Here is a 13,958-nt window from a genome sequence, read left to right as displayed (position 1 = left end):
GGTTGAAGATCGGCTGCCGCTGGCAGGACACGCCTTCCGCGTACGGCCCGCACACGACGATCTACCCCGATGGGGATGGCGATCGACGATATCGCCTGCGCCCGCGCCGTCCTGCACCGCGCCGAGGCGATGGGCGCGGGCACCGTGCGGCCGCTGTACTGATGGGCCGCCTCATGTCTGGGGAGACGACCAGCACCGAGGGGGCGGCGTTGCTCGCCGATTTGCTTTGCCCCGGCCGTCACATCGAGGTCTTCCGGTGGAAGGCCGAAGCCGAGGGCAAGCTTCTGCCGGTCTTGATCAACATGAGGCTCGACCCAGCAATCTATATCGGCGCCTGTTTCGAGGTGCCGACGAAAATTGCTTTGATTTGTTGTCAGCCCTCGGTCTAGCTAACGGCGTTACACAGCATTTCTGTGAATTTTACTGAAACGACGGCAGCAGACATGCAGCTTATAGCAGTTGCTAGAGCCATAGGCATTCTTCAAGCAATACGTCGATCTGGCATTGCTCGCGATAGATCCGCTTGATCACGATCACCGTCACAGCCACCGCGCGGCCGCGCTCCGATCCGAGCCGAGGATGTCCTGGAATTTGTCTCGAGTTCGTTCGCCAAGTGGACAGCTTTGAGCGTGGCCAACAACGTGTTGCATGAAATCTGAGTGCAGCTGCTGGGTCGAAGCAGGCCCCGCAGACAGGCACGGCCCCGCTGCGATCGGCAATATTCCGCCGAGCGTGGATCACGGATCGGCGAAATTCGGCCTATCGAGTCAGAGAGAATATTGCCCAAATAATTGTAAACATTCGTTTTTACGCGCCATCTGCCTTTGGCATCCCTATTGCCATCATTCCCCTCGTGTCCCGTCGATGCCGACGATGAAGAGGCCGAAGGCCCAGGTCGGCGGAGCGGGGCGAGGACGGCCGCATCTCGGTGAGGCCAGGACTTAAAACAGGGAGAACGCCCATGAACACGGCTGTACCCGCAGCAATCGGGGATGTCCCCGTGCGCGCCGAGGCCTCGGACCGCCAGAAGATCAAGGCCATCGTCGCCGCCTCGTCCGGCAATCTCGTCGAGTGGTACGACTTCTACGCCTACGCCTTCACCTCGATCTACTTCGCCTCCGCCTTCTTCCCGTCGAGCAGCCCGACCGGGCAATTGCTCGCGACGGCCGGCATCTTCGCCGTCGGCTTCTTCATGCGCCCGCTCGGCGGCTGGATCTTCGGACGGATCGCGGATCGGCGCGGCCGCAAGTCCTCGATGGTGTTCTCGGTTCTCCTGATGTGCGCCGGCTCGCTGATGATCGGCTTGCTTCCGACCTACGAGTCGATCGGCGTGCTGGCCCCCATCCTGCTCCTCGTGGCGCGCCTCGCCCAAGGTCTCTCAGTCGGCGGCGAGTACGGCACGGCGGCGACCTATATGAGCGAGATCGCGGGAAAAGGCCGGCGCGGCTTCCTGTCCTCGTTCCAGTACGTTACCCTTATCGGCGGCCAGCTGCTCGCCGTGCTCGTCGTGTTCGCGCTCCAGCACATGCTGACCGGCGAGGAGATGCGGGCCTGGGGCTGGCGCATCCCGTTCCTGATCGGCGCCGCCGCCGCCATCGTCGCGATGATGCTGCGCGGCTCGCTAGAGGAATCCGTCTCGACCGAGACGATGCAGCGCGAGGAGGCCGGTTCGCTGCGCGCCCTGATGCAGCATAAGCGCGCGCTGCTGATCACGCTCGCCTTCACCATGGGCGGCTCGCTCTACTTCTATACCATGACGACTTACATGCAGAAGTTCCTGGTCAACACGGTCAAACTCGACCTCAAATCGGTCTCGACCGTGATGACCCTGGCGCTGATCGCGTTCATGGTGCTCCAGCCGCTATTCGGTTTGCTCTCCGACCGGATCGGCCGGCGCAACAACATGATCCTGTTCAGCGGGATCGCGACGGTCGGCGCCGTGCCGCTGCTGTCGGCTCTGTCGCTGGTCACGAGCCCCTACGCCGCCTTCGGCCTGATCATGGTCGGCCTGATCATCGCGACCTTCTACACCTCGATCAGCGGCGTGGTGAAAGCCGAACTGTTCCCCGCTGAGGTGCGCGCGCTCGGCGTCGGGCTGCCCTACGCCATCGCCAACGCGATGTTCGGCGGCACGGCGGAATACGTGGCGCTCTCGTTCAAGTCCTACGGCAACGAGAGCCTGTTCTTCTACTACGTCGCCGCCATGGCCGCGGTCGCCTTCGCGGCCTCGCTGTGGATGCCCGACACCCGCAAGTACGGCTACCTCGACGGCAACGGCCGGATGCGCGGCTGAACCGTGCCCTCCCGACGGGCGGGCCCCGTCCGGGACGCTTCTTCCCCTCACACCTCGAACCCAACTCGGCCGGCGCGGCATCGCCCGCCCGGCGGCCGGACGCGCGCGACCGGCTTGAACCGAACCAACCGACAGGAGGGCATCGTGCCCAAGGGATCCGACCTACTGATTCAGGCGCTCGAGAACGAAGGCGTCGAGCGCATCTTCGGCATTCCCGGCGAGGAGAACCTCGACATCGTCGAGAGCCTGCGCACCTCGAAGATCGAGCTGATCCTGACCCGCCACGAGCAAGCCGCGGCCTTCATGGCGGCGACCTACGGCCGGCTGACCGGCAAGCCCGGCGTCTGCCTCGCGACGTTGGGCCCGGGCGCGCTCAACTTCTCGACGGGGGCCGCCTACGCGCATCTCGGCGCGATGCCGATGATCATCATCACCGGCCAGAAGGGCATCCTCAAAGCTCGCCAAGCCCGGTTCCAGATCGTCGACGTGATCGCCTCGATGAAGCCGATCACCAAGATGGCCCGGCAGATCGTCTCCGCCTCGTCGATCCCGACCATCGTGCGCGACGCCTTCCGTGTCGCCGCCGAGGAGCGTCCCGGTCCGGTCCTGCTGGAGCTGCCCGAGGACATCGCCGCCGCCGAGGCCGAGGCCTACACGGTGCCGAGCCATCCGATCGACATCCCGGTCGCCCACCCGACCTCGATCGAGCGCGCCGCCCGGATGATCCAGGCGGCCGAGCGCCCGCTGATCATGCTCGGCGCGGCGGCGAGCCGCCCGCGTTCCACGAGCGACCTCGGCGGCTTCGTGCAGCGCACCGGCATCCCGTTCTTCACCACGCAGATGGGCAAGGGCACGGTCGCCCACGGCACCCGCCTCTACATGGGCACCGCCGCCCTGTCCGAGCGCGACTACGTCCACGAGGCGATCGATGCGGCCGACCTGATCATCGCCATCGGCCACGACACGGTCGAGAAGCCGCCCTTCTTCATGGGCCAGCGCGGCCAGAAGGTGCTGCACATCAGCTACACGCCCGCCAACGTCGAGGAGGTGTACTATCCCGACGCCGAGGTGGTGGGCGATCTCGGGCCGACCCTGAAGCTGATCGCCGACCGGCTGGAGGACGGCCTGCCGAACGCGGGCGCGCTGCTCCCCTTGCGCGAGCACATCCTGACGCGCATCGCCGACCGCAACGACGAAGACCGTTTCCCCGTCACGCCGCAGCGCCTCGTGCGCGACGTGCGCAGCGTCATCCCGGGGGACGGCATCGTCTGCCTCGACAACGGGATGTACAAGATCTGGTTCGCCCGGAACTACCGCACCTACGTCGCCAATACGCTGCTGCTCGACAACGCGCTTGCCACGATGGGGGCGGGGCTGCCCTCGGCGATGATGGCCGCAATGCTGCACCCCGAGCGCCGCGTCATGGCGGTGTGCGGCGACGGCGGCTTCATGATGAACAGCCAGGAGATGGAGACCGCGGTGCGCCTGCGCCTCAACCTCGTGGTGCTGGTCCTCGACGACTCGGCCTACGGCATGATCCGCTGGAAGCAGGCGGTGGACGCGTTCCAGGATTACGGGATGACCTTCAACAACCCGGACTTCGTGAAATACGCCGAGTCCTACGGTGCCACCGGCCACCGGGTCGAGGCGGTCTCCGATCTGGTGCCGACCCTGGAGCGGGCGTTCCGGGCCGGCGGCGTCCACCTCGTGGCGGTGCCGATCGACTATTCGGAAAACACCCGCGTCCTCGTCGATGAGCTGCGCACCAAGGTCAGGGATCTGGTGCTCGAAGCCGCAGAGTAAGCGCGGCGCCCGCACCGGAGCGGCCGCGTCCCATCGCCGTCGCTCCGGCGCGAAAAACCCCGAATCCTCGAGCCAGCTCCATGCCCCGACCGGGGCGGCGGAGCCAGGAGGCTGCCCGTGCTGCAGATTGTCCAGGCCTACGACCGAACGCCCTTCGCCGAGTTGCCCACCGACGACGCCGCGGCCCTGGAGCGCAAGCTCGCCGCCGCCGAGCGCGCCTTCCGTGACCGCGACGCGCGGCCCAAGACCCATGTCCGGATCGCGATCCTCCAAGAGGTCGCCCGCCGCATCGCCGAGCGGCGCGACCATTTCAGCCGCCAGATCGCCCGCGAGGGCGGCAAGCCGCTCACCGACGCGCAAATCGAGGTGGATCGCGCCGTCGATGGTGTGCGCAACGCGGCGGAGGCCCTGCGCGACCTCTCCGGCCGCGAGATCCCGATGGGGCTCACGCCGGCGAGCGACGGGCGCTGGGCCTTCACCACCCGCGAGCCGATCGGCGTCGTCGCGGCAATCTCGGCCTTCAACCACCCGCTCAACCTGATCGTCCATCAGGTCGCACCGGCCATCGCGGCGGGTTGCCCGGTGATCGTCAAGCCGGCCTCTGCGACGCCGCTCTCCTGCTTCGACTTCGTGCGGCTCGTCCACGAAGCCGGCCTGCCCGAAGCTTGGTGCCAGACCTTCCTGCCGGCGACGAACGATCTCGCCGAGGCGCTGGCGACCGATCCCCGCGTCGCCTTCGTCAGCTTCATCGGCTCGGGCCGCGTCGGCTGGCACCTGCACAGCCGGCTTGCGCCGGGCACGCGCTCGGCACTGGAGCATGGCGGCGTCGCCCCGGCCATCGTCGATCGCAGCGCCGACCTCGACGCGATCGTCGCGCCGCTGGTGAAGGGCGGCTACTACCATGCCGGTCAGGTCTGCGTGTCGACGCAGCGCATCTTCGTCCATGCCGAGATCGAGGCGGCCTTCACCGAGCGCTTCCTCGCCCGCGTCGCGGAACTGCGCACCGGCGACCCGCTCCTGCCGGAGACGGAAGTCGGCCCGCTGATCCAGCCGCGGGAGGCCGACCGGGTCCGGGTCTGGATCGACGAGGCGGTCAGCGGTGGCGCAGGGCTGACCGGCGGCGCGCGCCTGTCCGAGACGACGCTGAGCCCGGCGGTGCTGCGCGCGCCCTCGAACGAGGCGCGGGTCTCGCGCGAGGAGGTGTTCGGGCCCGTGACCTGCCTGTACCGCTACGACGACCTCGACACGGCCATCGCGACGGCGAACGCGCTGCCCTTCGCCTTCCAGGCTAGCGTGTTCGCGCAGGATGTCGGCGTCGCCCTGCGCGCCGCCGAGCGGCTCGATGCCTCGGCGGTGATGATCAACGACACGACCGCGTTCCGCACCGACTGGATGCCGTTCGCTGGACGGCGCAGCTCGGGCTACGGCGTCGGCGGCATCCCCTACACCATGCGCGACATGACGCAGGAAAAGATGATCGTCCTACGCAGGCCCTGATCCCGGACCACCGGCCCTGCTTCATCGACGAAACGTCCGAACATTCAAACGCCATGGATCAATCGGAGCCCCGGACAGCGGGGCTTCATGAAGAAGGCGATTGACACCAAAAATACCGACCGTTGCATCTCGTAGAATCAAATATACGCAATAATAACACCTGAATCGGAGAGAAGTCATGGCGCTGTATTTCTTCAACACAATCTCTATGGATCTACTCGTGCAGGATGATGACGGTATCGAATGCGCGAGTTTGTTCGAAGTGAAAAAGCTCGCAAAACGGGCCTTGTGTGAAATGGCAACACACAACCTGACGGACGACAATCGCCAAACTTTCACGGTCCAGGTGCGTGATTTATTAGGATCGCAAGTCTACACCTCCAGTCTGAAAATCACTGCCTCATAGAAATGACAGCACAGGAGTAGAACCTATAGCATCCGGAGCAGTGCCATTGGGTCGCTACAGACGAAAATGCAGGCGCCCATGCCGGAACCTGTTTAATGGATTTTTATACATCATCAACCATGTCTGAAACTCATGATGCCGCAGCCGGGCAAGCATTGAAAAAGACCAATGACAATCAAGCGCATCCTGACAGTCCTGTTTCCAGTCATGCTTTTGCTGTGTCTCGGTCAGGGCGGCCTGACGCAGATGAAGCTCGACAGCACGGCGCAGCGGACGGCCGAGCTGCTCGACAACGCCATCCCCTCGATGAACGAGGCGAACGTCATCAACACCCTCGTCATCCGCACGCGGCCCTGGCAGTTCCGCTACATGACGGCCGAGAACGAGGCCGCAAAGGCCGAGAGCGCGGCTAAGGTGGTGGAGTTCCGCCGCGATCGAGATGCCAAGATCGAGGCGTACCGGGCGCTCATCGCCTCGCCAGAGGAGCAGAGGGACGCGATCGACGGCATCGGTGCGCGAATCCGGGAGATCGCGGACGTCGCCGCCTCGATTGCCGCGGCGGTCGAGGAACAGGGGGCGGCGACACAGGGGATCGTGCGCAACGTCGCCCAGGCGGCATCCGGCACCGAGGAGGTGACCGCCACCATCACGTGCGTGGCGGGGGCAGCCGAAGCGACCGCCGCAGCATCGGCCCAGGTGCTGGCATCCTCCTCCGAACTGTCGCGCCAGTCCGTGCACCTCACTAGCGAGGTGGGACGCTTCCTTGCGGCCGTGCGCGCCGCGTGATGCACCTGGCCTGTCCGTGCGGCCGGGTCCGGGCGTTGCGCCGGGCCCATGGGTGCGGATCGCCCGTCCGCGGCGGCGGCACGGCGGCCGGAGCGGATGACAAAGGCTTGTCCGGCGCGGATGATCCGCTGCGATCACCGCCATCCGTCCCGGTCCGGCTTCGCGTCCAGAACCGCCTCGACTTCTGATGAGAATACCGCGCCTCGCAATCCGGGCCATTCGACGGATCACCCGCCACCACGCCGCCTCGGCGACGTGGCGGTGGACGCTGGCCGTGCTCACGCCCATCGTCACGCTGGCGATCTTCGGCTTCACCCTGGATGCCGGCCACGAGCAGGTGCGGCGCGCCGCGCGCCAGCGCCTCGTCATCGGCGAGGCGGTGCTGCGCTCGGCCGTGGAGCGATACCGGTACCTTCCCGGCGTCCTCGCCCTCGACACCGAGGTCCGCATCCTCCTCGATGCGGTCGACGATCCCGTCCGGGTCGCCGCCGTCAACACGAAGTTCGAGACCATCGCCCGCGCTTCGGGCGTCGCCGCCATCTACCTGCTCGACCGCGACGGGCTGACCCGCAGCGCCAGCAACTGGAACGAGGAACTCAGCTTCGTGGGGACCTCCTACGCCTACCGGCCGTATTTCACCGAGGCGGTCGCGACGGGCGCCTCGCGCTACTTCGGCGTCGGCACCACCACGAACCGGCCCGGCCTGTTCATCGGCAAGGCGGTCCCGATGCCGGGCGGCGGCATCGCCGGGATCGTGGTGGTCAAGGTCGATCTCGAAGGGCTGCAGCGGGAGTGGCGGCAGGCCGGCGAGTACGTTCTCGTCTCCGACGCCTCGGGCGTCGTCTTCCTGGCCAGCGAGCCCGCCTGGAAGTACCGCCCGTTCCGTCCCCTGACGGAGGCCGACACGGCCCGCATCCGAGAGGCGCGTCAGTACGGCGATAGCGATCTGCGGCCCCTGCTCTCGGAACAAGCCGACGGGGGCACGATCGAACTCCCCGAGGGCGAGCGAACCATCTCGGGGGTCGTCGAGCGGACCGCGATGCCGGATCTCGGCTGGACGCTCTGGTACATCGCCGAGACCGACGCCGCGTTGCGGCAGGCCCTGCTTGCGGCGCTCGCCGCCGGCATCTCGAGCCTTGCGCTCGCTTTCGCCCTCGCGGCGGCGAGCCAGAGGCGGCAGCGGCTGCGCAGCGAGCAGGCCATGCGCCTCACCCTGGAGCGCCGTGTGGCGGAGCGAACTGCCGATCTCAGTACCGCCAATGCACGCCTACGCGATGAGATCGCCGAGCGGGAGCGCGCCACCGCCGCCCTGCGGGCGACGCAGGACGAACTGATCCATGCCGGTCGCCTCGCCGCGCTCGGCCAGATCTCCACGGCGATCAACCACGAAATCAACCAGCCGCTGGCAGCACTTCGCACCTTCCTGTCCAGTTCCTCCATCTTCCTGGAGCGCGGCGACACCGCGACCGTCGGCCGGAACCTCAAGCGCATGACCGAGGTGACGCAGCGCATCGCCGAGATCATCCGCCATCTCAAAGTTTTCGCCCGCAAGACCGGACCGGAGCACTGGGAGCCGGTGCGGCTCGGCACCGCGGCGGCGGCGGCGCTCGATCTGCTCGCCTCCCGCATCCGCGCCGAATCGGTTCAGGTCACCTGCACGATCCCGCCCGAGGCCACGGTCCGGGCCGAGCCGATCCGCCTAGAGCAGGTGATTTTGAACCTGATGGTCAACGCCCTCGACGCCATGCGCGACACCCCCGAGCGCCGGCTCGACCTGACGGCCTCGCGCGAGGAGAGTTCTTCCTGGCGCCTCCGCGTCGCCGACAGCGGAAGCGGAATCTCCGAGGAGCACATGCCGCACCTGTTCGATCCGTTCTTCACCACGAAGGCGGCCGGCGAAGGCCTCGGGCTCGGCCTTTCGCTGTCGGCGCTGATCGTGCGCGACTTCGGCGGCAGCCTCACCGCCGGCAACGGCACTGACGGCGCGGTGCTCACCCTCGTCCTGCCTGCGGTGGAGGCCTAACGCGCGATGGCATCGCTCCCCAACCAAGTGCTGTTCATCGACGACGACGAGACCGTGCGGGAGGCGCTGCACCAGTGGCTGACGCTGGCCGACTACGACGCCACGACCTTCGAGGACCCGGATGCGGCGCTCGGACGGATCGACGAGCGTTTCCCCGGCATCCTCGTCACCGACATGCGCATGCCGCGCAAGAATGGTTTCGACGTGCTCGAACAGGCGCTTCGGCGCGACCCCGACCTTCCGGTCCTCCTCGTCACCGGCCACGGCGACGTGGCGATGGCGGTGGAGGCGATGCGGCACGGCGCCTACGACTTCATCGAGAAGCCGTTCGAGCCCGAGCGCCTCGTCGGCGCCATCGGCCGGGCCTGCGAGAAGCGCCACCTGACCTTACGCCTGCGCCGCCTCCACGCGGTCGCCGACGCCCCCGGCATCGAGAGCCGCCTGGTCGGCACGTCGCGGGCGATGGAGACCCTGCGGCGCGAGGTGCTCGATCTCGCCGCGACCCCGGTCAACGTTGTCGTCAACGGCGAGACCGGCTCGGGCAAGGAACTGGTGGCGCAGTGCCTGCACGCCTTCTCTGGGCGGCGCGACGCCCGCTTCGTCGCGGTCAATTGCGGCGCCATCCCCGACACGATGGTGGAGAGCGAGCTGTTCGGCTACGAGGCCGGCGCCTTCACCGGGGCAGTCAAGCGCCGGGTCGGCAAGCTCGAATACGCCCACCGCGGCACGCTCTTCCTCGACGAGATCGAGGCGATGCCGCTCTCGGGCCAAGTGAAGATCCTGCGCGTGTTGCAGGAGCGCAGTCTGGAGCGTCTCGGCTCGAACGCGGCCGTCCCCGCCGACCTGCGCACGGTCTGCGCCAGCAAGGTCGACCTTCGCGCCGAGGCGGAGGCCGGGCGGTTCCGTGCCGACCTCTACTACCGCCTCGGCGTCGCGGAGCTGCGCATCCCGCCGCTGCGCGAGCGGCGCGAGGACATCCCGCTGCTGTTCGAGCATTTCGCGAACCGCGCCGCTGAGGCGCACGGGCGGGCGATGCGCCCCTTGAGCGCCCGCTTGGTCCAAGAACTCCTGGATCATGCTTGGCCCGGCAACGTGCGCGAATTGCGCAACGCCGCCGAGCGCCACGCCTTCGGCCTCGAGCGCCTCGCCGCCGCCCCGGAGCCCGGCGCGGACGGCACGCAGTCGCTCGCGGCCCGCGTCGAAGCGTTCGAGCGCGATCTGATCCGCCAAGCCCTGCAGCAGGCTCAAGGCAGCGTCGCCGAGGCGATGCGCCTGCTCGACCTGCCCCGCCGCACCCTGAACGAGAAGATGCAGCGTTACGGCCTCAATCGGAGTGACTTTGCGCCATGAGGGCAGAAGCGACCGGTTTCCTGTCTTTGACATCCTCCCGTCGCTCTAGTGCACTGACGCAATCGGATAGTTCACGGAAGTCTGCGGACGGCGCTGACGATCTGGGCGGCTGGCTTTGTCCATGTGAAGGGCCGGGCGCGGTCGTTGTGCTCGGCGATGTAGCGCTTGATGGCGGCTTGAAGATCGACGACGCCGGTGAAGGTGCCGCGCCGCAGGCGTCGTCGCGTCAGGGCGGAGAAGAAGCCCTCGACCGCGTTGAGCCAGGAGGCCGAGGTCGGCGTGAAGTGGAAGGTCCAGCGCGGATGTCGCGCCAGCCAAGCGCGCACCTTCGGGTGCTTGTGAGTGGCGTAGTTGTCGAGGATCGCGTGGATCACCTTGCCGGCCGGCACGGCGGCCTCGACGGCGTTGAGGAAACGGATGAATTCGCTGTGACGGTGGCGCTGCATGCAGCGTCCGATCACGGTGCCGTGGAGGACGTCGAGAGCGGCAAACAGCGTCGTGGTGCCGTGTCGGGTGTAGTCGTGGGTCTGGGCGGCCGGATGCCCGGGGGCGAGCGGCAGATCGGGGCGCGTGCGCTCCAGGGCCTAGATCTGGCTTTTCTCGTCGAGTGAGAGCACCACCGCATGGGCCGGTGGGTCCATGTAGAGGCCGACCACGTCCTCGACCTTCTCAGCAAAGGCCGGGTCGTTCGAGCGCTTGAAGGTGCGGGTCCGGTGCGGCTGGAGGCGGTTGGCCTGCCAGATCCGTTGCACCGAGCGCAGCGCGATGCCGGTCGCCTCGGCCACGGCGCGTCCGGTCCAGTGGGTAACCTCGCCGGGCGGCTCGGAGCAGGTCAGGGCCAGCACCTCGGCGACGGTCCCGGTGGGCAGCGGTTCCTTGCCGGGCGGCCGGGTCTTGTCGTGCAGCAGCCCTTCCACGCCTTCCTCGCCGTAGCGCTGCTGCCAACGCCAGACCGCAGGACGGCTCACACCAGCCTGCCGCGCGATCTCCTGCACCGTAAGGCGCTCGCCTGACAGCAACACGATCCGGGCGCGAAGAATATGCTTGAGCGGACGCGCGCGGTCGCCGGAGATCCCAGTCAGCCGCGCCTTGGTCGCCTCATCGAGGAGCACACAGACAGTCTGAGCCATTCGCACAGACTCGCACATCGCCGTGCGCCCGTGAATCCTCCGTCAGCGTCAATGCACTAGCCGGCGCTTCGTTTCATACTGATGCTCATCGTCTCGCGCGCCTTCGTTTCCGTCGCTGCCAGGCCGACTGGAGAGCACTATGGACTCGTCCGCTCAGAAACCCGACGTCTGGAATTCCCTCGATCCGACGATCGACTGGTCGCGTGTCGCCTATCTCGTTGCGCTATCACGCGCCATCGACACGCTGGAGGAGACATGCCTCGTTCCCGAGAAGAAGATTTTCTATCAGTTCTCCGCTCGCGGGCATGACATGGCGCAGATCCTGCTCGGCTGTCAGCTCAGTGACCCTGTGGATGCGATTTGCGGATATTATCGCTCTCGCCCGCTCTTGCTGTCGCTAGGCGTCGATGTGGCGGATGCGCTTGGTTCGGCGATGGGGCTCGCAGGCGGCTACTCGGATGGCCGCGACATCGGTGTGGTTTTCAACTATCCGAACTGTAGGGGCGCCTCGGCGCTGCCTATGTGCGGCGGGGTCGGTGCCCAGTACACCCCGGCCGCGGGGTGGGCGCAGGCAATCGAGTATCATCGCACTGTACTCAGGGATCCCGCTTACGAGAGAGGGATTGCGGTGGCGCTCGGTGGCGATGGCTCTGTTGCGAGCAATGGCTTTTGGGCGGCGCTAACGATTGCTACCACGCAAGCACTGCCGATGCTGTTCTATATCGAGGACAACGGCTTCGGAATTTCGGTGCCTTCGCGCTTCCAGACCCCGGGCGGAGACATCGCAGCCAACCTGAAGAGCTGGCCGGGTCTCGCCATCTTTGCGGGCGACGGAACGGACCCGGCCGAAGCAGCCCTTCTGATTGATCGAGCGGTCACGCATGTCCGCGACAAGCGTGCGCCCGCGCTGCTGCGGCTCAAGGTGCCGCGGCTCCAAGGCCACAGCTTCCATGACAATCAGACTTACAAAGCACCCGAAACTGTTGCCTTGGAATGGGCACGTGATCCGCTCCCTAAGCTCAGGTCCTACCTCGTTCCAGCGCTCCTCAAGGAGGAGGAGTGGACTGCGACGCAGGACCGCGCAAAAGCGGAGGCTGAGGCGGCTCGCGAGCGGGCCGAAGCGCGCGGCGCGGCCGATCCCGGGACCATCCTGCGCAACGTCTTCTTCGAGGAGGGTGCGCTCCAGATCGGAGGCGGCCAATGGACCAAGGGCTACATGCCACCTCCTACGACGGATGTCCCGCGCCCCGAGGGGCCGCGGATCAACATGGTCACTGCGATCCGCCGCACACTCGATCACGAGCTTGGTATCAATCCCCGCGTGGTCCTTTTCGGCGAGGACGTCGGCCCCAAGGGTGGCGTCCACGCGGTGACCCTCGGCCTTCAGGAGGAATTTGGCGTCGGGCGGGTGTTCGATACCAGTCTTTCGGAGGAGGGCATCGTCGGCCGCGCAGTCGGCATGGCTCTCGCCGGACTGATGCCGGTGCCGGAGATCCAGTTCCGCAAATACGCCGAGCCCGCGACGGAGCAGATTAACGATTGTGGCACCATGCGATGGCGGACGAACAACCGCTTCGCGGCGCCCATGGTGCTGCGCGTGCCGGGTGGCTTCCTCAAGTGCGGGGATCCCTGGCACAGCCAGACCAACGAGGTGGCGTTCGTCCACAATCCTGGCTGGAAGGTCGCGGTGCCGTCCAACGCCGACGACGCCGTTGGCCTGCTTAGGACGGCGCTGCGCGGCAACGATCCGGTGCTGTTCTTCGAACATCGCGCGATGCTGAACATGGCCTGGGCTCGGCGCCCCTATCCGGGCGACGACTACGCGCTCCCCTTCGGCCGGGCGCGGACGACGGTGTCGGGCGACGCCATCACGATCGTCACCTGGGGCGCGATGGTACCGAGGTGCGAGGAGGCCGCTCGGGATCAATCGGCCGACGTGATCGACCTACGTACGCTGATGCCATGGGACCGGGAGGCAGTGCTGGCCTCGGTGCGTCGCACGCGGCGCTGCCTGATCGTACACGAGGATCTGAAAACCGCCGGCTTCGGGGCGGAGATCGCCGCCGTCGTCGCGGACGAGGCCTTCCTAGACCTCGACGCACCGATCGCGCGGGTTGCCATGCCTGACATCCCGAGCCCGCACCATCCCGCCCTGTTCGACGCTACGCTGCCCTCGGTCGCGCACATCCGCCGCCGGATCGACGCGCTCGTCAGGTTCTGAGCCTAGGAAGGTCTTCCGGAGGCCGGGGCATGCGGAACGTACCGGAGTCCAGCAATCCACCGCGGCCTCACCGAGCGCCTGGATCAGGCTCGGCCTGCTTGGAGGTGAAGGCAGCTTCCTTCGAGCCATCGCGAAGGATGCGTTGAGGAATGCTGGGGCTGGCCTGTGCAGTATGAGGTGCAATTGGCACTAACAGGGTCGGGTGAAATTCTCATTCATTATTAGTATCTTATCAGGCATTCACACCGACAGGCGTGAAAAAAGATGTAGAGCCGCCCAGGGAATCTCCCTGTGGTTGCGCCAAGATAGGCTGATAGTTCAGCACCGACAAGGGTTTGGGGGCGGGTATTCCGCCCCCTTTCGGCTTTTTGCGATCCCGGCAGATTGCTGCACCATCGGATGGCCTACGGAGGCCGCGCCCGATGCAGACGATCCCCGACAGACCCACT

The 13,958-nt window shown here is 66.7% G+C and carries 8 protein-coding genes and 2 pseudogenes; 9 read left to right on the top strand and 1 reads right to left on the bottom strand.

Annotation, left to right across the window (positions count from 1 at the left end; translation table 11 throughout):
- The first annotated feature begins 2 nt into the window (after window positions 1-2).
- The 8 genes and pseudogenes from ASF53_RS26380 (at window position 3) to ASF53_RS21330 (ending at window position 10,158) form a co-directional block, all read left to right on the top strand.
- The gene (locus tag ASF53_RS26380) at window positions 3-389 is read left to right on the top strand and encodes a hypothetical protein (RefSeq protein WP_200943312.1); all 387 of its coding nucleotides are present in this window, start codon (window positions 3-5) and stop codon (window positions 387-389) included.
- 572 nt (window positions 390-961) lie between these two features.
- Complete coding sequence (locus ASF53_RS21355) at window positions 962-2,293, top strand: MFS family transporter (RefSeq protein ID WP_056203462.1); 1,332 nt, start codon at window positions 962-964, stop codon at window positions 2,291-2,293.
- Window positions 2,294-2,437: 144 nt separating this feature from the next.
- Window positions 2,438-4,096: an acetolactate synthase large subunit gene (locus tag ASF53_RS21350; protein ID WP_056203899.1), complete on the top strand. Its 1,659-nt coding sequence runs from the start codon at window positions 2,438-2,440 to the stop codon at window positions 4,094-4,096.
- A 117-nt stretch (window positions 4,097-4,213) separates the two neighbouring features.
- Window positions 4,214-5,593, top strand: coding sequence for an aldehyde dehydrogenase family protein (locus ASF53_RS21345; protein ID WP_056203459.1), 1,380 nt, complete (start codon window positions 4,214-4,216; stop codon window positions 5,591-5,593).
- 178 nt (window positions 5,594-5,771) lie between these two features.
- Window positions 5,772-5,999, top strand: coding sequence for a DUF6894 family protein (locus ASF53_RS25995; protein WP_156635731.1), 228 nt, complete (start codon window positions 5,772-5,774; stop codon window positions 5,997-5,999).
- 495 nt (window positions 6,000-6,494) lie between these two features.
- A pseudogene (locus tag ASF53_RS27105) lies at window positions 6,495-6,785 on the top strand (methyl-accepting chemotaxis protein); the annotation flags it as partial.
- A gap of 187 nt (window positions 6,786-6,972) precedes the next feature.
- Entirely contained in the window at window positions 6,973-8,808 is a 1,836-nt protein-coding gene (locus ASF53_RS21335; RefSeq protein ID WP_082482893.1) for a sensor histidine kinase, read from the top strand.
- A 6-nt stretch (window positions 8,809-8,814) separates the two neighbouring features.
- Window positions 8,815-10,158 carry a sigma-54-dependent transcriptional regulator gene (locus ASF53_RS21330; RefSeq protein ID WP_056203449.1) on the top strand — a complete coding sequence of 448 codons (1,344 nt, stop codon included), beginning with the start codon at window positions 8,815-8,817 and terminating at the stop codon, window positions 10,156-10,158.
- Window positions 10,159-10,229: 71 nt separating this feature from the next.
- On the opposite strand, the pseudogene ASF53_RS25355 reads toward ASF53_RS21330, so the two are convergent.
- Window positions 10,230-11,288, bottom strand: a pseudogene (locus tag ASF53_RS25355) (IS630 family transposase).
- A 139-nt stretch (window positions 11,289-11,427) separates the two neighbouring features.
- Here ASF53_RS25355 and ASF53_RS21315 point away from each other — a divergent pair.
- Window positions 11,428-13,509: a transketolase C-terminal domain-containing protein gene (locus ASF53_RS21315; RefSeq protein WP_056203440.1), complete on the top strand. Its 2,082-nt coding sequence runs from the start codon at window positions 11,428-11,430 to the stop codon at window positions 13,507-13,509.
- The last annotated feature ends 449 nt before the right edge of the window (window positions 13,510-13,958 follow it).

The sequence above is a fragment of the Methylobacterium sp. Leaf123 genome (assembly GCF_001423405.1).
GTDB lineage: Bacteria > Pseudomonadota > Alphaproteobacteria > Rhizobiales > Beijerinckiaceae > Methylobacterium.
This window is presented reverse-complemented; position numbering and strand designations above follow the sequence as displayed.

Coding starts and splice junctions, on each gene's coding strand:
- ASF53_RS21355 (WP_056203462.1), top strand. CDS start 962: ATGAACACGGCTGTACCCGCAGCAATCGGGGATGTCCCCGTGCGCGCC.
- ASF53_RS25995 (WP_156635731.1), top strand. CDS start 5,772: ATGGCGCTGTATTTCTTCAACACAATCTCTATGGATCTACTCGTGCAG.
- ASF53_RS21335 (WP_082482893.1), top strand. CDS start 6,973: ATGAGAATACCGCGCCTCGCAATCCGGGCCATTCGACGGATCACCCGC.
- ASF53_RS21330 (WP_056203449.1), top strand. CDS start 8,815: ATGGCATCGCTCCCCAACCAAGTGCTGTTCATCGACGACGACGAGACC.
- ASF53_RS21315 (WP_056203440.1), top strand. CDS start 11,428: ATGGACTCGTCCGCTCAGAAACCCGACGTCTGGAATTCCCTCGATCCG.